Below are 24,454 nucleotides of genomic sequence, written 5' to 3'. Positions count from 1 at the left end.
CGCACCGTGTTTCTCGTGTTTTCTTGGCCGGAATTAGAATATACCATGTACAGATTTAGAACGCAAGCTTTTTTTGAAGAAAAGTTTAAAATAAGATAAATATCAATAAAAGCCCCTGTAAGAGACTTTTATTGAATCTATCTAGTAACGCACGTTCCATATATGCTACGAACTGATAATTTCCTGAATATGAAGCTGTCTTTGTTGCATTAGATTTATGATAGTTCCTTCAACAGATACCATTGGGCGGGTAGGATGGTCACGATCTGAGAAAATAATCTCTCCAATTTGGTTATTGCTGAGTCTAACCCGTATGCCATTGTGGATCTGCGTGGAACGCTGAATAAATACATTCACAATTGTTGGATCTAGTTTGCCAAACGCCTCGCTCTGAATTTGTTCTAATACTAAATAAGGAGATTGTGCTTTGCGATAGATCTTTTCTAACGTCATCGCGTGAAATATATCGGCAATGGATACAATCTTGGCATAGATATGAATCTGTGTACCACTTAACTGCAAGGGATAGCCTGATCCATCTACCTTTTCATGATGCTGTAGTGCCGCTAGTCTAGCTCCCTCGTTAATAGCTTTTGCTTGCTTCAACACCTGATATCCATATTTCGTATGCTGGCGGATCTCCTCCTGCTCCTCCGTTGTTAATGCAGAGGGTTTATGGAGTATCAATGGATCTACCTTGTTGTTGCCGATATCGTGGAATAGACCTGCAAACGCCACTTGCATCCAGTCTTTGGACGGCAGCTCCATCCACTGTGCTAATTGATAGGATGTAATTGCACTTAGAACCGCATGGTGGTAAACATAGTCGTGCTCGTGCATCACTCGCGGGCTAAAAGTGAGAACATTATATTGCTTAAGGTGAACAAACATAGCTTCAAGCTGTGTACGAAGTTCGTATACAGGCAACTCTGCAGCGAGAGAAGAGAGGAAAGCATTCTTGGTCATCCCCACCATCTTCTCATATTCTTCATGGAGAGATGAGACTATAGGTGCTGTGACTGCACCAGCCCCCTTGCTAGACCGTTCTCCATTCTTCTCCACTCCAGTATTACCTGATGCGGTAGAAGTGCCTCTAGAGCCTGTATTGCTTGCGCCCACACGTTCCTGATCAATGTCGACCTGGTGAACCATAAAAGCTTTAAGCACTTCTATATCTTTAGGTAAAATGACTTTGCCTTTTTGCAACAAAACATTACCGCGAGAAGTATGTACATCATTCCCCAGTTTAAGCCCTGGTTTTACTTCAGATAAGGTGATTAATCCCATAGTCATTCCCCTCACTCATTATTCTTCTATAAAATAAGACCATAGTCCCAATTTCCCATGATATTTATCATTATATTACTCGCTAATCAGGCTGTACATCCTAGATTTTGCACGTAAACTATAAATAAAAAGAGGGCTCCTTAAGGAACCCCCTACTATATCTTCAACCTATTATAGAACAATCTTTGTAAATCCTAATGAACTATGCTTCTGAATCACCGTTGTCTGAATCCGTACCCTCGTTATCTATTGACGGATCAGCTACACCTTCAGTACCTTCAGCAGCTTCTCCTGCTTCCAATTCTTCTAGCAATTCATCCGGTTCGTCTTCATTCTTGTCAATCCGGCTAACCGTCGCCACAGCATCTTCATCGCGGATATGGATAAGCTTAACACCTTGCGTGTATCGACCCATGGTGGATATGCCTTCCATACTCATTCGAATCAGCGTACCACTGGATGTGATTATCATCAGGTCTTCTTCGGTTTTCACCATTTTCAGGCTAACGACAGCACCGTTCTTCTCTGTAACGTTAATGGTCTTGATTCCTTTACCACCACGAGTCTGCATACGATAGTCGCTGACAGGAGTACGTTTACCGTATCCTTTGGCCGTAACGATCAGAACATCCAACTCCTGATCAACAACGTCCATGCCAATGACAACATCATCTGTATCCAACGTGATCCCTTTTACCCCTGTTGCACTACGTCCCATCGAACGAACATTAGCTTCAGAGAAACGGATAGACATTCCGTGAGCTGTACCCATAATGATCTCTTGCTGTCCATCGGTCAGCTTAACTTCGATCAGGGCATCATCTTCACGTAAGGAGATCCCGATGAGACCGCCTTTGCGAATGTTAGTGTAATCCTCAAGTGGTGTCTTCTTCACAACACCCTGACGGGTAGCGAAGAATAGATACCTATCACTTTCGAATTCCTGCACTGGAATAACCGCATTAACCGATTCTCCCTGTTCGATCTGGATTAGGTTAATAATTGGTGTTCCCCGTGCAGTACGCCCAAGCTCTGGAATTTCATAAGCTTTGAGACGATACACTTTACCTTTGTCGGTAAAGAACATGAGATAGTTGTGTGAGTTGGTCACAAATAAATGCTCGACAAAGTCGGTATCTTTCGTGTCCATACCTACAACTCCACGTCCCCCACGCTTCTGACTACGATACGTGGATACCGGCAAACGTTTCACGTAGCCCGTATGCGTAATTGTGATGATAACCTCTTCACGAGGAATCAGATCCTCATCCAAGATGCTTTCTTCACCAATCGTAATCTCCGTGCGACGATCATCACCGAAGCGATCACGAATTTCTTGCAGCTCTGTACTGATAATTTCGAGTACCAGATGCTCATTAGCTAGAATTTCGCGATATTCTGCAATTTTGATCATCAATTCGTTATATTCATTCTCGATACGTTCGCGTTCCAAACCTGTAAGGCGTTGCAAACGCATATCGAGGATAGCTTGAGCCTGGTCATGACTAAGCGAGAATCGCTCAATCAATCCTTCTCTAGCGGCATCTGTATTACTGGAGGAACGAATCAACGCAATAATCTCGTCAATATGATCCAAAGCGATACGTAAGCCTTCCAGGATGTGAGCACGAGCTTCGGCTTTTCTCAGTTCAAACTGCGTACGTCTGCGAATGACTTCAATCTGATGCTGCAAGTAGTGATACAACACTTCACGCAAATTCAGAATCTTAGGTTCTTTGTTCACAATAGCTAGCATGTTAATGCCGAATGTGGATTGCATCGACGTATGCTTGTACAAGTTATTGAGCACTACACCTGGATTCACATCTCGGCGAAGCTCAATCACGACTCGCATACCATTACGGTCTGATTCATCACGGAGATCTGTGATGCCATCAATTTTTTTGTCACGTACCAGTTCGGCAATTTTCTCAACAAGTCTAGCCTTATTGACCTGGTATGGAAGCTCTGTAACCACGATTCGTGCTTTATTATTGTTCTCTTCGATATTCGTTTTGGCTCTCATTGTTACCGAACCGCGTCCAGTCTGATACGCTTGGCGAATACCTGAACGTCCCAAGATATAACCTGCTGTAGGGAAATCTGGTCCGTGGATATAATCCATTAATTCCATAGACGTAATATCTGGATTTTTAATCATTGCCTGTACACCATCGATAACCTCACCCAGGTTATGAGGAGGAATATTCGTGGCCATACCTACCGCAATTCCGCCTACACCGTTAACAAGCAGGTTAGGGAAACGAGCTGGTAATACAACAGGTTCTTGCTCTTCACCATCATAGTTTGGCTGGAAATCAATCGTATCTTTATTGATATCTCTGAGCATTTCCATAGCAATCTTGGACAACCGTGCCTCGGTATAACGCATCGCTGCTGCCATATCGCCATCTACCGATCCAAAATTCCCGTGACCATCGACATGCATATAACGCAAAGAGAAATCCTGAGCCATCCGTACCATCGTTTCGTATACCGCAGAGTCACCGTGGGGGTGATACTTACCGATAACTTCGCCGACGATTCTGGCTGATTTTTTGTGAGGTTTATCGGGTGTCATGCCTAGCTCCGACATTGCGTAAAGAATACGACGGTGAACCGGCTTCAAGCCATCACGTACATCAGGCAAAGCACGGCTAACAATGATGCTCATCGCGTAATCCATAAACGACTCACGCATCTCGACGCCAATATCCCGATCTTTAATCTGCGAATTCATTTCTTCCGCCATGCTGGACCTCCTTCTTGTCCTTCAACAAACGTTCCATTCAATCAATCAGTTTTCTTTGTATGTGAAAAGCCTAACAAGGCTAAAACCGCGCAAAAACGCTACTCTTTATTATATTACTTTCACAAAAGTTACACAATTAAACGTCTGCAGGACAATAGCCTTATTCTAGTCTGTGTTCAAAAAGGGCTTTTTGGGCTGAATCCCCTATTTGACGCTGAGATGCCACTAGGCATCCTTCGTAATCAAAAGCGGACTTTTTGAACATCTTCTTCTAGGAACTTTTGGTGGTCTAGGGATTAGCCCTGCCCTCCTGCCATTTTACACATACAATGCTAGAAAATGCGGCATATGTACTGCGTATACAAGGCTGATGCCGTTCCCAATCTACAGTAAAACTACAAATTGTGCAGCAAACCACACAAAACGCCATATTTCTCTATTATACCACTGAAATCATCTCTTGTCCTTTGAATTCTCTGTGCTGCTACTCTCTGAAGAACTATAAGTAAAACACGAAAGGACTGATGTCTCTTGAGTATCCAGCGTGTCTCCAGTAAATGGACCAAAACGGTTGTGCTGCAGCGCAGCCGCGGTGTGAGCAGGTATCTTCCTGTCACGCGTCGATACAATCGTCAAACTCTAGAACGGATGACTGAGCTGTATGAATTGAATTATATTAAGCCGGATCGAGGAACCTACGGTAATGGCGTTATGCGGGTTAAAACGATACACACCATGCGGCCTGCGCCTCCTTCCATCCTGGATACCAGCATAGAAGAAACTGATGAAGACCCATCTAACCCCAGTTCAGATAGCGAATCTTTAAAAGCAGACCAGGATGTGCAACCTGTGACTATTCAGACGACTTCGTACGAACTGCAATATGGTACACAGCAGAACGTATTCCATTCCCTTGATGAACTAGAGCTTGCTCTTAACGAAAAAATTAAGCAACACGAATATATCATTCAACAGGGCATTTCCTTGTTAAAACATGAAGGTCTTCCGTTCGATTTACGGGTGCTCACCCAAAAGAATCTCAGGGGATCATGGGAAACTACAGGTATTCTAGGTAGAGTTGCTGCTCCTGGCAAAATCATTACTAACATTCATGGTGGTGGGCGCTTGGCCACCTTTGAAGAGTTGGTTCAGCCCCACCTTTCAAATACTCGATTTCAAGAACTCCGGAATGAGCTGTACCGACTTGGAATCCATACCGCTGTGCAATTGCAACAGACGTTTCCGAGACTCAAGGAAATTGGCATTGATATTGCTCTGGATGGATCAGGACGTCCATGGATACTAGAAGTGAACACTTTACCCGGCATCTACGCCTTCGGACTGTTACCTGATAAAGGGGCTTACCGCAAAATCAAACGTTATGCTATAGCGTATGGAAGGCTGCCTTCCAAGAAAGGCAAGACAACACGCAAAACAACTAAAGCACAAGCATCCTCCTCCAAAAAACGCACACGTTAAACAATGTGCCCTCTACCCCAATGCAGATTACCAAATAAAAAAAGGCGCCTTGCAGGCGCCTATCTTAACAATCATCAAATATCGAGATTTTTTACATACTTCGCATTTTCCTGGATAAAATCACGACGTGGTTCGACGTTATCGCCCATCAATGTATCGAACATAGCATCAGCTAACATCGCATCGCTAATCGATACTTGTAGCATCGTCCGACTCTCAGGATCCATCGTTGTTTCCCACAACTGTCCGGCATTCATCTCACCAAGACCTTTATAACGTTGGACATTAAACTTCACATTTTCACCAAGACTTGCGATGATTTCATCGCGCTCTTTCTCGGAACCTGCGTAGCGAATGACTTTGTTACGTTCAATCTTGAACAATGGTGGCTGTGCAATATACACATAGCCAGCCTCGATAATTTTGCGCATGTATCGATACAAGAATGTCAGAAGCAATGTACGAATATGTGCACCATCGACATCGGCATCGGTCATCAGGATGATTTTGTGGTAACGTGCCTTAGAAATATCGAAGTCGTCCCCGATTCCTGTTCCCATTGCGGTAATAATGGCTCTAATCTCCGCATTACCCAAGATGCGATCTAGACGTGCCTTTTCCACGTTCAAGATTTTACCACGCAGTGGCAAAATAGCTTGGAAATGACGATCACGACCTTGTTTAGCAGAACCACCCGCCGAATCTCCTTCGACGATGTAAAGTTCGCTAATCGAAGCATCCTTGGAGGAACAGTCTGCTAGTTTACCAGGCAGAGAGCTAACCTCGAGTGCACCTTTACGTCTTGTCAATTCACGCGCTTTACGAGCGGCTTCACGAGCACGGGCAGCTTGCAGACCTTTTTCCAAGATTCGACGGGAAACTGAAGGGTTCTCCTCCAGGAATTCCTGTAACTTCTCAGCAAATAGGGATTCCACAATACCACGTACTTCACTATTTCCGAGCTTGGTCTTCGTTTGTCCTTCGAATTGCGGCTCCGGAATTTTGACAGAAATAATCGCTGTCAAACCTTCACGCACGTCATCGCCTGACAGGTTGCCTGTACTATCCTTAATCACACCAGCTTTGCGTGCATAGTCATTGATGATCCGTGTCAATGCACTCTTGAAGCCAGATTCATGTGTTCCACCTTCATGGGTGTTGATGTTATTGGCAAAAGAATAAATATTCTCTGTGAAGTTGTCGTTATATTGCAGAGCAACCTCCACTTGAATATTGTCTCTTGATCCTTCTACGTAAATCGGATTCTCGTGAAGAACCTCACGCTTTTGATTTAGGAATGAAACGTACTCGATAATCCCGCCTTCGTACAGAAACGAGTTCGTTGCTCCAGTACGTTCATCCGTAAGTGTAAGACCAATCCCCTTGTTCAGGAATGCCAGCTCTCGAATACGAGTAAGCAAAATATCGTAATCGTACACCAACGTCTCAGTGAAAATTTCTGGATCGGGATGGAATGTAACAGTCGTTCCTGTCTCCTCCGCAGTACCGATTGTTTTCAGGTCATATTGAGGAGCACCACGACGATACTCCTGTTGATACATATGCCCATCACGTTTAACGGTTACGACCACTTTCTCGGATAGAGCATTCACAACGGACACACCCACACCATGCAAACCGCCGGATACTTTATATCCGCCGCCGCCAAATTTACCACCTGCATGCAGAACGGTCATTACAACCTCAAGTGCAGGACGCTTCATTTTGGCATGTTCGCCGACAGGAATACCACGTCCATTATCGACTACAGTGATACTGTTATCTTCGTGAATACTGACCTCAATATGATCACAGTAACCCGCAAGCGCTTCGTCGATACTGTTGTCCACTACTTCCCAGACCAGATGATGCAGACCTTTGGCACTGGTAGAACCGATATACATCCCCGGACGCTTCCGTACGGCTTCCAGTCCTTCAAGGACCTGAATTTCATTCGCATCATAGGACGGTTGATTCATAGACATGCCTTTCACCTACTTCTATAGATTCAATATCGTAAATATGCGTTAACTAAGAATACTTGCTGAAAAAGGATTCCTCTCATAATTCCAACAAGCTGGCTGTCCAAATAAAACAAGCAGCAAAGACACAATCATTGCATTCAGTAACCCCTAGAGATCAGGAAAAATGTGAGCCCGTTTCTTAAGCGTGGCAGAGGAAATAGGGGAGTAGTACACAATATTTTTGGTCACAACAATAGACTTGGCTTCCTCTTCGCCAATATGCTCCACCGTCTTTTCCTGCTCAGCATACGTGACATACTGCTTGGAGATTTTCGAGGATTTTTCAATCGATATATCAAAAATAGCGACCAATTCGGAAGAACGGATGATCTTCTCTCCGCCCAGATGAATGTACATAGACCCTCACTCCTTAGCGTTCAACCTGTCCGGCATGAACGTGATAAATACTGGCATCTTTGAGCTTATCAAGATTCAAGCTCTCGATTCCGGTAGCTGTAATAAAGGTTTGGACCTTACTCTGGAACGTCTCGATCAGCTGCGTCTGACGAAAAGGATCCAGCTCAGATAATACATCGTCAAGCAACAGAACCGGATATTCTCCGATTTCTTCGTGTATCAGCTCGATTTCCGCGAGTTTAAGAGACAACGCAGTTGTACGTTGCTGTCCCTGCGAGCCATACGTTTGTACTTCCCGGTCGTTAATGAAAAAGGACAGGTCATCCCGATGTGGCCCACTTAGCGTTGTGCCTCGGCGAATCTCCTGCTCTTTCATTTGTGATAATTTTATCATAAATTGGTCCATTAAAACAGCTTCATCTTCCTCAGACGCTTCGCTGAAGGAAGGAAGATAGGCTAAACGAAGTACTTCTCCGCCTCCAGTAATGCCCTGATGAATGGTTTCTGCCCACTTTTGGAGTTTCTTTATGAATTGTTTCCTTTTTTTGACGATTTTAACACCGTGCTCGACCAGTTGCTCGTTCCAGACTTCAAGCATCGTCTGGGCTGAGGCGTTCTGTCCCCATAGTTGTTTGAGCAGATTATTGCGCTGTACAAGTACTTTTTGGTACTGCTGCAGATGGTATAGGTAACCCGGGGCAACCTGACCAATCTCCATATCAAGAAACCGGCGGCGAACCCCCGGCGTGCCTTTGACGATCTCCAGATCTTCGGGGGCAAACATAACCACGTTCAGCGTCCCGACAAAATCACTTAACTTGCGCTGCTCTAACCCGTTAATTTTTGCTTTTTTGCCTTGTTGCGACAATGCCAGCTCCAGTTTAACTGATCCATACTTTTTGTCGACTTCTGCAGTGAGTCTAGCACGTTCCTCCCCGAAACGAATTAGCTCCTTATCGCGAGATGTACGATGGCTCTTCGTAAGGGCCAGTGCAAAAATGGCCTCTGCAAGATTGGTCTTACCTTGGGCATTTTGACCGATCAGTAAGTTCACAGGGCCAAAAGAGTCCAGCTTTAGATGCTCATAATTTCGGAATTGCTGCAGTTCAATGCTGTTGACAAACACAAGGTACCCTCCCTTTTCTTCCGTCCGTCAGGAGGCAGCAGAATCGAACTGGATTATTCTGCGGCAACTTCGAATGCGCCTTCTCCGTCCACTTCAACGATATCCCCAGGGTATAACTTGCGTCCCCGGCGTTCTTCAGGCTCTTTATTCACACGCACAAGTCCTTCTTGAAGCAAAGCTTTGGCCATGCCTCCAGTTGGAATGCAGTCTGCCAGCTTCAAAAACTGGTCAAGCTTAATATATTCCGTACGAATGGTTACTCGGTTCAATTGGAATTCTCCTCTCGTTTCGTTAGTTGGTAGTCCGGTAAGGCAATATGACGTATAGGCTGTGACTGTCATCCAGTGGTTTCAAGATGATTGGGCTCATGACACCGGTAAAAGCGATCATCAGTTGTTCACTTTCCACGACTTTCAGTACGTCCAGCATGTATTTGGAGTTAAACGAGATTCTCAATGGATCGCCACTGAAATCTGCCGGTTCGATCTCTTCTCTTACTTTTCCCAGCTCAGAGGAGCTTGAAGAAATTTCGATTGTTCCAGAATCCATCGTTTGCATGCGCACAATATTTGTTTTTTCTTCACGTGACAGCAAATAAGCACGATCAATTGATTCGCTTAATTTTTTGGTATCCAAAACCAGTTCTGTTTTGTACGACGTTGGAATAATTCTAGAAGTATCCGGATATGTGCCATCCAGAATACGGGAGTAGAACAATACGCGGTCAATTTTGAACAAAACTTGATTGTCAGCTACAACGATATCAACAAGCGTGTTTTGGTCAGGTACGATTTTGCTAAGTTCGTTTAGCGTTTTACCTGAAATTACGACATTGTTAAAACGGATACCCTCTGCATTATCCAGCATAGCTGAACGAGTAGCAAGACGGTGGCGGTCTGTTGCCACAAATTTCAACTCATTATCAACTAAACTCCACAGTACACCTGTCAAGATTGGAGTCGTTTCATGTGTGGAAATGGAGAATACCGTTTGCTTGATCATATTTTTCAGTAAATCTCCAGGGATGGAGACCGTTTGATTTTCTTCGATGCTCGGCAAAACAGGGAATTCTTCTGGATCAAGACCTACGAGCTGAATCTCGGTAGCCCCTGCTGAGATAAAGGTGTTGAAGTTATCTTTGACTTCCATGTGTACTTCTTGGGAAGGCAATTTCTTGATAATTTCGACAAAGAATTTGGCTGGCAATACGACGCTGCCGGGTTGATCAACTTGAACAACACTTTTATCACCATCTTCCAGAGGGATAAATGATTGGATGGAGATGTCAGTGTCGCTTGCTGTCAACGTTACACCCTGATGATTCACATCAAATTTGATACCGCTCAGGATGGGGATTGTTGTTCGACTGGAGATTGCTTTAGACACATGCTGAATGGACTCGTTTAAATAGCTTTTCATTATGCTGATTTTCATGGTTTCACTCCTAGCGAGTTTTTTGGGATGTTGAGGTATTGATTTGTGTTTTTCAAAAGCCGAAGGCGATGGTTCGAAAAAGCGTATTTGTAGATGATATCTTTAAGATCTTTTTAGTAATAATAGTAATAGGGGCACTGAATATGTGGATAAGTGGGGTTAAACCCATAAAATTAAGCCTATCCACATGTGTACACGTTGTGCATAGGCTTGGGACTTGTTCAGGTTGGATTCTTTATTTTTTCGGTTAAGTTGTTGATAACTTTATAGAGATCCTGATCGTTTTTAATCGATTGGGATATTTTTTCGTGCGCATGAATGACTGTGGTGTGATCTCGTCCTCCGAATGCTTCCCCGATCTTGGGCAGAGAAAAATCAGTCAATTCACGTGAAAGATACATGGCAATCTGTCTTGGAAAAGCAACGGCTTTTGTACGCTTCCGTGCTTTGAAATCTTCTAGCTTAAGGCTGTAATACTCGCCGACCTTTTGTTGGATGTCTTGAATAGTGATCATTTTAGGACGGCTGGAAGGAATAATATCCTTCAGCGCTTCAGCAGCCAGATGAGATGATACATCTTGGTTTGTTAACGAAGAATAGGCTACAACCCGAATCAGGGCACCTTCGAGCTCACGAATGTTGGTGTCAATCTGATTGGCGATGTACATCATCGCTTCATTTGGAATATCGAGATTCTCTGCACGGGCCTTTTTACGCAAAATGGCAATCCGCGTCTCCAGATCTGGAGGCTGAATATCTGTAATTAACCCCCACTCAAAGCGGGAGCGAAGCCGTTCTTCCAGCGTTGGAATTTCCTTAGGTGGTCTATCGCTTGAGATAATAATCTGTTTCCGTTCCTCATGCAGCGCATTAAACGTATGGAAAAATTCCTCTTGTGTCGATTCTTTTCCCGCTAGGAACTGAATATCATCAATAAGTAGAATATCGACGTTACGATATTTGTTACGGAAGTTCTCCCCACGGTTATCACGGATGGAGTTGATGAACTCGTTCGTGAATTTCTCAGACGACAAATAAACAACCTTGCTACTTGGGTCATGCTCCAGAACATAGTGTCCAATAGCATGCATCAAGTGGGTTTTGCCAAGTCCTACTCCTCCGTATAGGAAAAGAGGGTTATATGCTTTTGCGGGCGCTTCAGCGACCGCAAGCGATGCGGCATGGGCAAAACGGTTGCCAGGGCCAATGACAAAAGTATCGAATGTATATTTTGGATTCAGCATGCTCAGTACCGCTTCTTCTTGCACAACCTTAGGGGTTGGTGCCGGCAGTTGCGGATCCGGTTCAGCAGGCTTGTTCTCCTCAATGACAAATTTCACATCGACTTGCTTGCCGAGTAGCTCATATACCGTCGAACCTACCAGTTTGGTATAGCGACTCTCCAGCCATTCGACGGCAAACGTTGTCGGTGCGGAAATGACGATGGAACGGTCATTAAGCTTCGTCGCTTTGGTTGCTTTGAACCAGGTATCGAAGCTTGGTTTGCTGAGTTTGTTTTGTATGATTGATAAAATTTGCTGCCATAAATCAGAAGTATGGCTGTCCACAGACTGTCACTCCTTTTACATGTTCCAAGTGTGGCTTAAGCCATGTTGCAGTGTCGAAATACGAGATATATTGCCTGAATTTATCCCCAAACCCCCGCAGGTCGAAAACAAAAAAAGAATGAACAACGGAAAATTGTTCACAACTTTATCCACAGGCTGTTGATAATATTATGGGTCAGATCACATATTCACATCCAAAAGTAATACAATCATAGCAAAAGAAGCCCCGCATTTCAACGTATCGCGTGATTTTATCCACAAATTCAATAACTTGTGTATAATTTTTAACCACAACACAATATATTGTTTATAAATTGTTTAAGTTTCGACATGGCAACCCCAAAGTCGAAATTATTTTATACACAGGTTATCCGTCAAATGATGCCAAAATGTGTGCAAAATTATTCTTCCTTTGTGAATAACATGATTGTGGATAACTACAAAGTGAATTTGGGTTGTTCCAGACGCCGAAACTAATTAGGGTTGTTCCTCGCAGATGTTGCTGCTCTTTAAGAGGCTTATTGATTATTGAAAAGAAGGTATCTGTAAGGTGGAATTCCTTATCATGATTGCTGAGTTAATCAGATAGAGATCCGACATGAGGATGTACATATAAATGAGGCCAAAAAGAGGCAGAAGAGGGTTGCCTGTATAAGATGTTCTTTAGATAGAAGTTGATCGAAATTGCGACAAAAAGCGATGGAGACAGTAATAGAGGAAGAAGAGATATCATTTACATATTGTAAAAGAGGAAGAGCCAACAACCGATCGGTTGTTGGCTCTTCCTTTTAGAATGCGAAATAAGTCAGATCAGCGAACCATCTATAGATGAGCAGCAGGCATCTTACGCTGGAATTCAGCAATATCGGCATATTCCTCTTCTAGCTTGCGAGAGATGCGAATATAGATGGGCAGCAGCTCTTGATAGAGGGTGGCATGTTCTTTAATTGGTGTATGACGATGGGTTGTACCCACCATTGAAGAAACGGCATGAAGTGACTTGATTCGACCTGTTGCGTAAAGGCCAAGGACAACAGCCCCAAGACAGGAGCTTTCGAAGCTCTCAGGCACGACCACTTCTTGATTGAATATGTCAGACATCATCTGGCGCCATAGCGGAGAGCGCGCAAAGCCACCTGTAGCCTGAATAGAGGTAGGCTGTCCAATCTGTTCTTCCATCGCGAGCAGAACGGTGTAGAGGTTGAAAATAACCCCTTCAAGCACTGCACGTATCATATGCTCTTTCTGATGGTGGAGGGTTAAGCCAAAAAATGATCCACGAGCGTCTGGATTCCATAATGGGGCGCGTTCGCCCGAAAGGTACGGATGGAAGAGAAGCCCTTCAGACCCAGGAGTAACACGTTCAGCAATTTTAGTTAGCACGTCATAGGAGTTAATGCCGAGCCGCTTCGCGGTTTCTACTTCTGACGCTGCGAATTCATCGCGCACCCAACGGAACAGCATGCCACCGTTATTGACGGGACCACCGATAACCCACAGATTCTCTGTGAGTGCGTAACAGAACGTCCGACCTTTGGGGTCGGTAACTGGGCGGTCAACGACCGTTCGAATAGCACCACTGGTGCCGATGGTTGCAGCGACAACACCAGGCTCAATGGCATTTACGCCGAGGTTGGACAATACCCCATCACTTGCCCCAATTACAAAGGGGGTAGAGGGGGAGAGAGCCATTTTTTCAGCCCATTCTTGATGCATTCCCTCTATTGTATGTGTGGTAGGTACGAGTGTGGATAAATGACCTGGCGTAATGCCTGCCATTGCAAGAGCCTCCGCATCCCAGTCCAGTTGCTCTAAATTGAGTAGTCCGGTGCAGGAAGCGATAGAGTGATCGACGATATATTGTCCGAATAAACGGAAGAATAAATACTCTTTTATAGATATAAATTTAGCTGTGCGCTGAAAAAGATCGGGTTCGTCATGACGTAGCCACATTAATTTGGTGAGGGGAGACATCGGATGAATGGGTGTACCTGTCCGAAGGTAAATACGATGTCCCACTCCGTTCTCTTGCAGCTTGGCTGACCAAGCTGCACTTCGATTATCAGCCCAGGTGATGCAACGGGTTAGCGGTTTGTCGTCTTGTCCCATCGCAATGACACTATGCATAGCTGAGCTGCAGGACACAAATAAGACTTGCTCGGCCGGAACACCGCTTAGATCCATGACTCCACGCACAGAGCGGATGGCAGCCTGCACGATCTCCTCAGGATCTTGCTCAGCAACATCAGGGGCAGGTGTATAGAGTGGGTATTCTTGCGTCGAGGTACTAACGACTTCACCCTGTTCCGTGAATAATACGGACTTGGTACTGGTTGTACCGATATCTATTCCAATCATATAGTTGGTCACGTTGATCTAACCTTCTTTCTCCGGTTACGGAATTGAATCTAAACTCTCTATAATGAATTTTCATTTATACCACTGTACTTAGCAGCAAAATAAAGATCAGTCCCACGACGGATAATAGTGTTTCCATAACAGTCCACGTCTTGAGCGTCTGTGCGACACTCATATTGAAGAATTCCTTGATCATCCAAAAGCCTGCATCATTCACATGAGACAATACAAGGGAACCTGCGCCAGTGGCGAGTACGACCAGTTCGATGTTGGCACCTGGCGTAAGTGCAAGAACCGGAGCCACAATGCCAGCTGCAGTTGTCATCGCAACGGTCGCTGAACCAGTAGCTACACGAATCAGGGCTGCAACAAGCCAAGCGAACAGGATCACATTAATGTTGGCATGGGTAGCAACCTCGGCAATTGCATTACCTACACCACTGTTGATTAGTACCTGTTTGAAGGCACCACCGCCACCAATAATGAGAATAATGGTCGCCGTAGGCGCCAGACATTCGCTGGTGAAGCGGGAAAGATCGTGCTTGGTGAAACCACGTGCAAAGCCGAGTGAAAAGAGGGCGAAGACAACAGAAATAAGTAGGGCAATGATCTCATTGCCGATAAACTCACTAAACACTGTGAAGCCACTTGTAACATTGGGGTCAATGATACTTGCTATTGAACCGATCAGCATTAGAATAACCGGCAGCAAAATGGTAAAGAGCGTAATGCCAAATCCGGGCAGGTTATTGCTTGTTTTGGTAGCAAACTGCTCAGCCAGCTCTGCGGGTGGTTCAGTGTGTACCCTTTTGCCGATAAACTTACCAAACAAGGGTCCTGCAATAATCGCTGTCGGAATACCTACTATGAGGGAATACAAAATCGTCTTTCCCAGATCTGCGCTGAACGCTTCAATTGCAATCATAGGCGCCGGATGAGGGGGAACGAGACCATGTACTGTGGATAAACCAGCCAAAATAGGAATACCAATCTGCAGCAAGGACATATTTGTTTTACGGGCAACGGTGAAGATGATCGGGATCATCAGAATGACACCGACTTCGAAGAAAACTGGGATACCTACGATAAAACCAACGATCATCATCGCCCAGTGCACACGTTTCATACCAAAACGATCTACCAGTGTAGTAGCGATGCGTTCAGCTCCACCAGATTCAGCCATCATTTTGCCCAGCATAGTACCGAGACCAATAACAATTGCAATGGTACCAAGTGTGCCGCCAAGACCACCAGTAATAGACGAGATTACGTCAGCGGGTTTCATACCTGTAAGTAAACCGAGCATTAATGCAGATAATAAGAGGGTGATAAATGGATTCCATTTATATTTGGAGATCAATACGATTAGAAAAACAATGGCGATTAATGTCCATACCAGTAAAGTTGCATTATGGGATAGTCCAAATAGAGTGCTCATGCTGTATGCTCCTTCTTCTCATGTTGTATATAACGCTTACAAATAAATGACGGGCACGTATACAATAAAGAAATAACTTTATGTATGCCCTTAAATAAAAAAGCAGTGGTTAGTTCCCTTTAATATGCCTCAAAAATGAAAATAAATCGCATTTTGTATACTTGTCGACAACTTAAAGTGCAATCATTCATTTCGAAAATGATTGCAATCTCAGTACAAACCCCATTATCCATCAAATTCTAGAGGGAAAGTACGTTTGGAAGAGCTTGACGATCACAGTGGTCAGCCGTGCGATCATCATATATCAAAGCTATCGTGTAAAGTTTTGCCGGAATCCTTGAAGTATTGGCGTACGCCCGCCTGAATTAAGCTTTTGTCTCCAGACTCAAGGGCTTGAATTAACAAACGGTGTTTCTCAATTACAGCGCTTACTTTCTGTTCACCTTGATTAAATACTTCCTTCGTTGTAAGTAACATGACCGTCATCACAACATATCGGATGCTCCGCCAGAGATGTGAAATGCGAGAATGCTCAGCGGCTTCAATAATCGTCTCGTGAAAAATTAGATCCTGGTAAGCAAATTCAACCGCATCTTGATGGCGTCCAGCCAGCTCCATTTTGTCGATGATATTATGGAGTTGTGTAATTAATTGTTCTGGAACGGCACTTGCTAGCCGTTGTTGGACAAAGCTTTCAATTAGAAAACGGACATCATACAACTCTTCGACGTCTTTAATTTTCAATCCGAGGACAACCACGCCCATTCGTTCCAGACGAATTAGTCCTTCATTAGACAATGTTCTCAAAGCCTCACGCACAGGTGAACGGCTACTGTCAAAATCAGCGGCAATGCGATTCTCTGATAAAACCTCTCCAGGACGAAGGGTTCCGCTAATAATACGCAGCCTTAGTTCGCAGGCAATGGCTTCCCCTCGGGAAGCACCTTGCAACCAAGAAAATGGAAACAGCATAATGGGTAACGCTCCTATTCAAATAATCAGTTCCTATTGATCATAGCATAACCGTTTATCGAATGAGCATATGTGATCATAATCGACAAGAATCATAAGGCGACAAGTAGTCATCATTAAGGTCAGGGAAATACCAATAAGTATACTTGTATACAAGATGTATTTGTATCCTACACCTTTCTTGAAAACTTGTAAACCTCACCGTTAAAGCGGATACATTCAATTTTAAATATACGCAGCAGAGGGAAACATTTTACGAGAAAATCTGACATGGAAACTTCGTCGTTAATTCGCAAATAAAGATTACCCCTATTGAAATGGACACAAACAAGTCAGATATTTTTATATCATTATCCACATGTGAATAACTCAAAAGATTATAATAATGAGGTAATGATCAATATTTTGAGGTGTGGATAACCTGATATCACGATAAACAGTGATTTTAGGAAGGTGGGTGGGGATAACTTTTTGGCGAGTTAACCGTATGTGCCAATTGGAAATTCCAGCTGTTTAGGAAGAGTGCCCAATCGTAGATGACAACGGCGTTTAGAAAGAGGGAGGAGTCGTATGGGTTTCAGTTGACTTTTCCAGTTGTACGTGGTTAAATATATAAAGGTGTTTTCTGTGAAGATGAAAATGATTCATCACATAAGTATTTCCTTGTAAGGAGGTGCAATACATTGAGACCTACATTCAAACCGAACGTTAGCAAACGTAAAAAAGTTCATGGTTTCCGGAAAAGAATGAGCACGAGCAACGGCCGTAAAGTTTTGGCTGCACGTCGCCTGAAAGGCCGTAAAGTCCTGAGTGCTTAATGCATGTGAAGACCACCGAGGTGGTCTTTTTTTTCTTAATATCAGATCAATTCGGACTTGATGCTTCTACAGATCTGGTCTGAATTGACTTCGAAGAGTCAGAATGCACAACCTTAATGTATGTTGAATGTTCTCGAAAGCGTACTTTCTTTTCGGAAACATACCTTAATATATATAGGACAATTATGTTTTGGCCGAAATGACCGATTCATATTAATCCAGGGTCAATGCTTGCTCTTAGTGCAAGTAATTCATATTTATCGCAATAGAATGAGCGTCCAATTCAGGTACTCAGTCGTCATTGATTCGTGATGAAGTTGTGATTAAGACAGTTTACTGTCATGCAAGAAAGCCTATACTAAATCAGTAATGAGGCCTCCGTCAATACATGATGGTGGAGAACAGCAAGGAGAAGCGCCGTGTACAAAAGACTGCGTTTACGAAACCGGGCGGACTTTAGCCGCGTATACCGGTATGGGAAATCGTTTGCCAATCATCAGTTTGTGGTGTATGGCTGCCGCCGTAAAGATACTGAGCAATTCCGAGTAGGCGTATCATGCAGCAAGAAAATCGGAAACGCTGTCGTACGCAATCGGATGAGACGTATGATTAAGGAAATTATACGGCATCGGGAGAAAGAGATTGTTACGCAAATGGATCTGATCTTTATTGTCAGAAAAGGTGCGCTGGACATGACCTATCAGGAGATGGAGAAAAGCCTGATGCATGTGATGCGTAAGGCGGCTCTTTTGAAGCCTAATAAAAGGTAAGCCTTGGTTTATTTGTCCTCCTAATTATGGTATGATTTACGGTGGAATGGAATGGTTAAGAGAGGGGTTATGAAGTGTCGCGATTGAAGACATCAAAGGGGAAGTGGATTCTCCTCATTGCAGTTATTGCAATGGTCTCTGTATTAGCTGGATGTGCTCCGCAAGGAGCCGGGGTTACTACAGAAGATCTGAAGAACAGTGATTCATTCTGGCAAAGTAATGTAGTTTACTGGTTCTCTTATGCACTCGATACGTTCGCAGAATGGTTCAGCGGCGAATATGGACTAGCTGTCTTAGTCATGGTGCTTATTGTGCGGACATTGATTTTACCATTGACGATGAAGCAAGTTCGCAGCTCCAAAGCAATGCAGGCAATTCAGCCGCAACTTAAGGAGATTCAAGCCAAGTATAAAGATACACCTGAGAAAGTTCAGCAAGAAACGATGAAGTTGTTCCAGGAGAACAAAGTTAATCCGATGGCCGGGTGTCTGCCTCTTATCATTCAGATGCCGATTTACATCGCACTTTATAACTCCATTTACGGAAACTCCAGTCTAAGAACTCACGATTTTTTGTGGCTTCAACTCGGAGAACCGGATCACCTGTTTATTTTGCCAGTGCTCGCAGCCATCACTACATTCATTCAAACATGGATGATGATGCGTATGAACCCAGCACAGCAGATCGGTCCAATGCAGTTCATGCTATGGGTGTACCCGATTCTGATCTTCGTTATGTCGTATCAGTTCCCGTCCGCCTTGCCGCTCTACTGGTTCTACAGTAATATCTACACGATCGTACAAAACTATTTCCTTTACCGGAATAATGATAAAGTCGTGGCTGAGGTCAACGTGAAGCAGAACAGCTCTTCCAAAAAAGGAGCTAAACGCAAAAACGGTGGCAAAGCGACCGTCTCTGGAAAAGGGTCGAAAGGGGCCAAAAAATCGAAATGACCAAAGTCATTGCGTCAGGAAAAACCATTGAAGATGCTGTAAACCAAGGATTGACTGAGCTTGGCGTGAGCCGGGACAAGGTCGAGATACAAGTGTTAGAGCAGCCGTCAAAAGGATTCCTGGGTTTGATCGGAGTAAAGGCGGCGAAAGTAGAAGTTAAGCTTCTCCCTGTACCCGAAGTCGTATCAGAGCCGATCAAGCCAGCTGCGTCTTTGTCTCAGATGCATGAAGCATCTGAGGATGTCGTAGCTAAAAATCCCTATGAGGAAGCGGCTGCTTTCTTAAAAGAAGTGGCAGCAGGTATGGGACTGGATGTTGAGGTGCATATCAAGAAACAGCGTGATGGACATGTCTTCAATATTGCTGGAGAAGATCTCGGCATGATCATTGGCAGACGTGGGCAAACGCTAGATGCTCTTCAATATTTAACAAACATTGTAGCCAATCGTTATTCGGAGAGTTTCGTACGCATTGTGCTTGATGCAGAGAACTTCCGTCAACGTAGACGGAAGACACTGGAGGATCTGGCTGAGCGATTAGCTGGACAAGCCATTCGTTCTGGTAAGGAAGTTGTACTAGAGCCGATGCCACCACTGGAGCGCAAAGTGATTCATGCGAAACTGCAAAATAACCCGCAGATTAAGACATATAGTAAGGGCGAGGAGCCCAATCGGCGTGTGGTCATTATGACGAAATAACACTGAATTGAAGACGCAATGGCTGCCTGCCCGGTGCAGAAGCCATTGCTTTTTTCGTACAAAAGCCTTTTATATTTAACTACCCATAAGGTAAGCGTAAGCCTTTTATTAGAAATGATATGGCGTCCAATCCTGGGCGGCAATTTGAAAATAGAGCAAGGAGAGATAACCATGATCAGTGATACGATCACAGCAATATCAACGGCTGTCGGAGAAGCGGGAATTGCCGTGATCCGGATCAGCGGCCCGGATGCAGTATCAGAGACAGAGAAAATTTTTCGCAGTAAAACACCATTAACACAGGCTGAATCCCATACCGTTCACTATGGTCATATCATTGAACCAGGTACGGGAGAAAAGGTTGAAGAGGTACTAGTTACCGTAATGCGAGCACCGAGATCATTTACAACAGAAGATGTGGTGGAGATCAGTGCCCATGGTGGTGTTGTATCTGTCAAACGCGTAATGGATCTGTTGCTCCAGCTTGATATTCGTCTGGCTGAGCCGGGTGAGTTCACGAAGCGGGCGTTTCTTAATGGGCGAATCGATCTGTCACAGGCAGAAGGGGTTATGGATCTCATCCGTTCCAAATCAGACCGTGCTTTCTCCGTTGCTCTGAAGCAAGTGGAGGGCAAGCTATCTAGTAAGCTTCGTGATCTAAGGCATACACTGGTCGAAACGCTGGCGCATATCGAAGTGAACATTGACTATCCGGAGCATGATGTGGAGTCACTCACGGCTGATTTTATTAAGGAAAAATCCAGTCTAGTCATGACTGAAATTGATAAATTGCTAGTCACCGCTGAACAGGGCAAAATACTGCGTGAAGGGATTACAACGGCCATTGTTGGACGACCTAATGTAGGGAAATCCTCATTGCTCAATGCACTGGCTCAAGATAATCGAGCAATCGTCACAGATATTCCGGGTACAACGCGAGATGTTATTGAAGAGTTTGTTACAATTAATAATATCCCGCTCAAGCTGCTCGACACAGCCGGCATTCGTGAGACGATGGACGTCGTTGAGAAGATTGGTGTCGAACGTTCCCGCTCTGCAGTTAATGATGCTGATCTTCTATTGATGGTCATTAATGCGGCTGAGCCTCTGCATGTGGATGAGATTGAATTGTTGGAACAAATCCGCGGTAGACAATCAATTATCATTATGAATAAAATGGACTTAAATCCGCAGGCAGATCGCGATGTGTTGCTTCGGTATATTCCTGAAGACCGCATTGTTCCCATGTCGGTAAAAGATGATCTCGGTGTAGATCGCTTGGAAGAAGCAATCTCAACATTGTTCTTCAGCGGTAAACTGGAGTCGGCGGATCTCACATATGTTAGTAATGTGCGTCATATTGCGTTGCTCAAAAAGGCCAAACAGTCTCTTGTAGACGCATATGAGGCAGCAGAACAGTTCATTCCTATTGATATGATTCAGATTGATGTGCGACTGGCTTGGGAGCACCTGGGTGAAATTGTAGGAGATACAGCACATGATGCATTGATTGATCAGATTTTCTCCCAGTTCTGTCTAGGAAAGTAAAATTTGCAGGCTTACACGTGTATCAAAAAGGTGTATGATAGATGAGTTCAATCCCTATCATAGGTGTTGTATTTTAGATTTAGATGAACAATGACCCATTGTTTTGATATAGATGTTACGGATTTTTCAAAATTCAATTTACGATTAGGCAGTCAGACGTCTAGTTGTTAGAACCGATCGTACATCAGTATAAGTGTGCGACGGTATAAGGGGGTAAACAAGAATGGCTTTTGATGGCGGTAGTTATGATGTTATCGTCGTTGGCGCAGGACATGCAGGTGTAGAATCTGCACTAGCGGCAGCACGTATGGGTTCCAAAACGCTGATGATCACAATCAATCTGGATATGGTGGCCTTCATGCCATGTAATCCATCCATTGGTGGACCGGCAAAAGGGCATGTTGTGCGTGAGATTGATGCGCTCGGTGGTGAGATGGGGCGAAACATCGACAAAACGTTTATTCAGATGCGGATGCTGAACACAGGTAAGGGGCCGGCAGTGCACGCACTGCGCGCTCAAGCAGATAAGTTCTCTTACCAGCACAAAATGAAAGAAACGATGGAGAATGAACGTAATCTGACCATGCGCCAAGGTATGGTGGATCGTCTTATCGTTGAGGATGATCAGTGTGTAGGCGTAGTAACACAGACTGGCACAGAGTATCGTGCTAAGGCGGTTGTCCTGACTACAGGAACCTATCTGCGCGGTAAAGTAATCATGGGTGAATTGATGTATGAAAGTGGACCAAACAATCAACAGCCATCACTCAAATTGTCCGAGCATTTGCGTGAGCTTGGTTTCGATCTGGTTCGTTTCAAAACAGGTACACCACCTCGTGTGCACAAGGATACGATTGATTTTAGTAAAACCGAAATCCAACCAGGCGATGACGAGCCGAAATTCTTTTCTTACGAAACAGAATCTTCTGACAATGAGCAACTGCCTTGTTGGCTGACATATACATCTGTTGAAACTCATCAGATTATCAACGATAATCTACACCGTGCGCCAATGTTCTCGGGTGTTATTGAAGGTACGGGGCCGCGTTATTGCCCATCCATTGAGGATAAAATTGTTCGATTCAGCGATAAACCGAAACATCAGATTTTCCTTGAACCAGAGGGTAAAAACACATCGGAATACTATGTGCAAGGTCTATCTACAAGTCTGCCAGAGGACGTTCAGCTGGCTGTTCTACGTTCCATTCCAGGTATGGAAAAAGTAGAAATGATGCGTAACGGCTATGCGATTGAATACGACGCAATGGTACCTACACAGCTCTGGCCTTCACTCGAAACAAAACGTTTACCAGGTCTGTTCACTGCAGGACAGATTAACGGTACATCTGGGTACGAAGAAGCAGCAGGTCAAGGTGTGATGGCGGGTATTAATGCGGCACGTAAAGTGCAGGGGAAAGAGCCGGTTGTGCTTGATCGTTCGCAAGGGTACATTGGGGTTCTGATTGACGACCTCGTGACAAAAGGAACCAATGAGCCATATCGTTTGCTGACATCACGTGCAGAATACCGCTTGTTGCTTCGTCATGATAACGCAGATCTTCGTTTGACTGAAATTGGCCATGATATTGGATTGATTACAGAAGAACGTTATGCGAAATTCCTCGATAAAAAAGCTAAAGTAGATGCTGAAGTTGAGCGTTTGAAAGTAGCAAAAGCACGCCCTGTGGACGTCAATGCGAAACTTGAAGAAGCAGGTTCAACACCAATTCAGGATGGAAGCACATTGCTGACCTTGATGCGTCGTCCTGAACTGGGGTATGACTGGATCGAGCAGATCTCTCCATCCGAAGTTGAACTGACTGCTGATATGAAGGAACAAGTCGAAATTCAAATCAAATATGCGGGTTATATTGAGAAACAATTGATCCACGTGGAACGTTTGCAAAAGATGGAGAAGAAGAAAATTCCGGATACAATTGTATATAATGAAGTTCACGGACTTGCGATGGAAGCGAAGCAGAAACTCTCTACGATTCGTCCAATCTCGATTGGGCAAGCTTCCCGTATTGCGGGCGTTACACCAGCGGACATCTCCATATTGCTGGTCTACTTGGAGCATTATAACCGTGTAACCGCAGCAAGGGGACAATAATGGACGCTATCCAACAGCAGCTACAGTTGCGCTTGAAAGAACATGGATTAGAGCTGAATGAACTTCAGCTGGAACAGTTTGAATTATACTTTCAGGATCTTGTAGCCTGGAATGAAAAGATGAATTTGACAGGTATCACAGAGCGGGAACAGGTATATACGAAGCATTTCTATGATTCAGTATCGCTTGCTTTTTACACGGATATTTCCAAGGTTCAAAAGCTGGCCGATATCGGATCAGGAGCTGGTTTTCCGGGATTACCACTTAAGATTTGTTTCCCACATTTAAAGATAACCATCGTTGATTCCTTAAATAAGCGTATCGGTTTCTTGCAGCATGTGGTGGATCGGCTTGGTCTGACAGACGTTGAACTGATCCATGGACGAGCAGAAGAGCTTGGACGTAAAGAGGGGTATCGGGATAGTTATGATCTCGTTACGGCACGAGCCGTTGCCAAGCTAGCTGTATTGAATGAATTCTGCCTGCCATTTGTACGCAAAGGTGGATTCTTCGCTGCTATGAAGGGTGGCGACCCGCGCGAGGAAATGAAGGAAGCAGAGTTCAGCTTCAACCAGTTGAAGGGACGAGTAAAAGCAGTTCATCCATTCCAGCTACCGGTGGAAGAGTCTGAGCGTCATATTATTCTCGTTCAAAAGTTTGATAAAACACCCTATAAGTATCCACGTAAACCAGGTACACCAATGAAAACACCTTTGGTGTAATTACAGGTAGCTCAAGTTTAAGAACAATAGTGCATCT

The 24,454-nt window shown here is 44.3% G+C and carries 19 protein-coding genes; 8 read left to right on the top strand and 11 right to left on the bottom strand.

Going from position 1 to position 24,454, the window contains the following annotated elements:
• Positions 1-165 precede the first annotated feature (165 nt).
• Together ASD24_RS16370 and gyrA are read right to left on the bottom strand one after the other, a co-directional pair.
• A complete protein-coding gene (locus tag ASD24_RS16370) occupies positions 166-1,287 on the bottom strand; it encodes an HD-GYP domain-containing protein (protein WP_056697597.1) in 1,122 nt (373 codons plus the stop codon).
• Between the two features lie 202 nt (positions 1,288-1,489).
• Positions 1,490-4,039 carry a DNA gyrase subunit A gene (gene gyrA, locus ASD24_RS16365; protein ID WP_056697595.1) on the bottom strand — a complete coding sequence of 850 codons (2,550 nt, stop codon included), beginning with the start codon at positions 4,037-4,039 and terminating at the stop codon, positions 1,490-1,492.
• 531 nt (positions 4,040-4,570) lie between these two features.
• On the opposite strand from gyrA, the gene ASD24_RS16360 reads away from it, so the two are divergent.
• On the top strand, positions 4,571-5,518 hold the full coding sequence (locus tag ASD24_RS16360) for a YheC/YheD family protein (RefSeq protein WP_056697592.1): 948 nt from the start codon (positions 4,571-4,573) through the stop codon (positions 5,516-5,518).
• A 74-nt stretch (positions 5,519-5,592) separates the two neighbouring features.
• Here the strand turns inward: ASD24_RS16360 and gyrB are convergent, their stop codons facing one another.
• The 9 genes from gyrB to ASD24_RS16315 all read right to left on the bottom strand — a co-directional run bounded on the left by gyrB (position 5,593) and on the right by ASD24_RS16315 (position 16,795).
• The gene (gyrB, locus tag ASD24_RS16355) at positions 5,593-7,503 is read right to left on the bottom strand and encodes a DNA topoisomerase (ATP-hydrolyzing) subunit B (RefSeq protein ID WP_056697590.1); all 1,911 of its coding nucleotides are present in this window, start codon (positions 7,501-7,503) and stop codon (positions 5,593-5,595) included.
• Between the two features lie 147 nt (positions 7,504-7,650).
• On the bottom strand, positions 7,651-7,899 hold the full coding sequence (gene remB / locus ASD24_RS16350; RefSeq protein WP_056697587.1) for an extracellular matrix regulator RemB: 249 nt from the start codon (positions 7,897-7,899) through the stop codon (positions 7,651-7,653).
• A 13-nt stretch (positions 7,900-7,912) separates the two neighbouring features.
• Entirely contained in the window at positions 7,913-9,025 is a 1,113-nt protein-coding gene (gene recF / locus ASD24_RS16345; RefSeq protein WP_056697582.1) for a DNA replication/repair protein RecF, read from the bottom strand.
• 53 nt (positions 9,026-9,078) lie between these two features.
• Positions 9,079-9,294: a S4 domain-containing protein YaaA gene (yaaA, locus tag ASD24_RS16340; RefSeq protein ID WP_056697580.1), complete on the bottom strand. Its 216-nt coding sequence runs from the start codon at positions 9,292-9,294 to the stop codon at positions 9,079-9,081.
• Between the two features lie 22 nt (positions 9,295-9,316).
• Positions 9,317-10,459 carry a DNA polymerase III subunit beta gene (gene dnaN, locus ASD24_RS16335; RefSeq protein WP_056697577.1) on the bottom strand — a complete coding sequence of 381 codons (1,143 nt, stop codon included), beginning with the start codon at positions 10,457-10,459 and terminating at the stop codon, positions 9,317-9,319.
• 221 nt (positions 10,460-10,680) lie between these two features.
• Entirely contained in the window at positions 10,681-12,027 is a 1,347-nt protein-coding gene (gene dnaA / locus ASD24_RS16330; protein ID WP_056697575.1) for a chromosomal replication initiator protein DnaA, read from the bottom strand.
• An 822-nt stretch (positions 12,028-12,849) separates the two neighbouring features.
• The gene (gntK, locus tag ASD24_RS16325) at positions 12,850-14,385 is read right to left on the bottom strand and encodes a gluconokinase (RefSeq protein WP_442952595.1); all 1,536 of its coding nucleotides are present in this window, start codon (positions 14,383-14,385) and stop codon (positions 12,850-12,852) included.
• Between the two features lie 76 nt (positions 14,386-14,461).
• Positions 14,462-15,823 (bottom strand): GntT/GntP/DsdX family permease, encoded by a 1,362-nt coding sequence (locus ASD24_RS16320; RefSeq protein ID WP_056697567.1) that lies wholly within the window; start codon positions 15,821-15,823, stop codon positions 14,462-14,464.
• Between the two features lie 297 nt (positions 15,824-16,120).
• Positions 16,121-16,795, bottom strand: a complete 675-nt coding sequence (locus ASD24_RS16315) for a GntR family transcriptional regulator (protein WP_056697564.1) — start codon at positions 16,793-16,795, stop codon at positions 16,121-16,123.
• A gap of 683 nt (positions 16,796-17,478) precedes the next feature.
• Between ASD24_RS16315 and rpmH the strand changes: the two genes are divergently transcribed.
• The 7 genes from rpmH to rsmG all read left to right on the top strand — a co-directional run bounded on the left by rpmH (position 17,479) and on the right by rsmG (position 24,417).
• Positions 17,479-17,613: a 50S ribosomal protein L34 gene (gene rpmH / locus ASD24_RS16310; protein WP_024629517.1), complete on the top strand. Its 135-nt coding sequence runs from the start codon at positions 17,479-17,481 to the stop codon at positions 17,611-17,613.
• Positions 17,614-18,032: 419 nt separating this feature from the next.
• Positions 18,033-18,383 (top strand): ribonuclease P protein component, encoded by a 351-nt coding sequence (rnpA, locus tag ASD24_RS16305; protein WP_056697560.1) that lies wholly within the window; start codon positions 18,033-18,035, stop codon positions 18,381-18,383.
• 74 nt (positions 18,384-18,457) lie between these two features.
• Positions 18,458-19,336, top strand: a complete 879-nt coding sequence (locus ASD24_RS16300; protein WP_056697557.1) for a YidC/Oxa1 family membrane protein insertase — start codon at positions 18,458-18,460, stop codon at positions 19,334-19,336.
• Positions 19,333-20,034, top strand: coding sequence for an RNA-binding cell elongation regulator Jag/EloR (gene jag, locus ASD24_RS16295; protein ID WP_056697556.1), 702 nt, complete (start codon positions 19,333-19,335; stop codon positions 20,032-20,034). The genes ASD24_RS16300 and jag overlap by 4 nt, the downstream gene beginning before the upstream one ends.
• Before the next feature lie 171 nt (positions 20,035-20,205).
• Positions 20,206-21,582: a tRNA uridine-5-carboxymethylaminomethyl(34) synthesis GTPase MnmE gene (gene mnmE / locus ASD24_RS16290; protein ID WP_056697555.1), complete on the top strand. Its 1,377-nt coding sequence runs from the start codon at positions 20,206-20,208 to the stop codon at positions 21,580-21,582.
• Positions 21,583-21,805: 223 nt separating this feature from the next.
• Positions 21,806-23,695 carry a tRNA uridine-5-carboxymethylaminomethyl(34) synthesis enzyme MnmG gene (mnmG, locus tag ASD24_RS16285; RefSeq protein ID WP_056697554.1) on the top strand — a complete coding sequence of 630 codons (1,890 nt, stop codon included), beginning with the start codon at positions 21,806-21,808 and terminating at the stop codon, positions 23,693-23,695.
• Positions 23,695-24,417 (top strand): 16S rRNA (guanine(527)-N(7))-methyltransferase RsmG, encoded by a 723-nt coding sequence (rsmG, locus tag ASD24_RS16280; protein ID WP_056697552.1) that lies wholly within the window; start codon positions 23,695-23,697, stop codon positions 24,415-24,417. Before mnmG ends, rsmG begins: the two co-directional genes overlap by 1 nt.
• Positions 24,418-24,454: the final 37 nt, after the last annotated feature.

Source organism: Paenibacillus sp. Root52, from assembly GCF_001426865.1.
Taxonomy (GTDB): domain Bacteria; phylum Bacillota; class Bacilli; order Paenibacillales; family Paenibacillaceae; genus Paenibacillus.
Note: the sequence above shows the minus strand (reverse complement) of the source record. Positions and strands in the feature narration are given on the sequence as shown.

Excerpts from the sequence above, each read along its gene's own strand:
- mnmG (WP_056697554.1), top strand. The coding sequence starts at position 21,806 with ATGGCTTTTGATGGCGGTAGTTATGATGTTATCGTCGTTGGCGCAGGA.
- rsmG (WP_056697552.1), top strand. The coding sequence starts at position 23,695 with ATGGACGCTATCCAACAGCAGCTACAGTTGCGCTTGAAAGAACATGGA.
- jag (WP_056697556.1), top strand. The coding sequence starts at position 19,333 with ATGACCAAAGTCATTGCGTCAGGAAAAACCATTGAAGATGCTGTAAAC.
- gyrB (WP_056697590.1), bottom strand. The coding sequence starts at position 7,503 with ATGTCTATGAATCAACCGTCCTATGATGCGAATGAAATTCAGGTCCTT.
- ASD24_RS16315 (WP_056697564.1), bottom strand. The coding sequence starts at position 16,795 with ATGCTGTTTCCATTTTCTTGGTTGCAAGGTGCTTCCCGAGGGGAAGCC.
- gntK (WP_442952595.1), bottom strand. The coding sequence starts at position 14,385 with ATGATTGGAATAGATATCGGTACAACCAGTACCAAGTCCGTATTATTC.
- ASD24_RS16320 (WP_056697567.1), bottom strand. The coding sequence starts at position 15,823 with ATGAGCACTCTATTTGGACTATCCCATAATGCAACTTTACTGGTATGG.
- dnaN (WP_056697577.1), bottom strand. The coding sequence starts at position 10,459 with ATGAAAATCAGCATAATGAAAAGCTATTTAAACGAGTCCATTCAGCAT.
- mnmE (WP_056697555.1), top strand. The coding sequence starts at position 20,206 with ATGATCAGTGATACGATCACAGCAATATCAACGGCTGTCGGAGAAGCG.
- remB (WP_056697587.1), bottom strand. The coding sequence starts at position 7,899 with ATGTACATTCATCTGGGCGGAGAGAAGATCATCCGTTCTTCCGAATTG.
- ASD24_RS16370 (WP_056697597.1), bottom strand. The coding sequence starts at position 1,287 with ATGGGATTAATCACCTTATCTGAAGTAAAACCAGGGCTTAAACTGGGG.
- gyrA (WP_056697595.1), bottom strand. The coding sequence starts at position 4,039 with ATGGCGGAAGAAATGAATTCGCAGATTAAAGATCGGGATATTGGCGTC.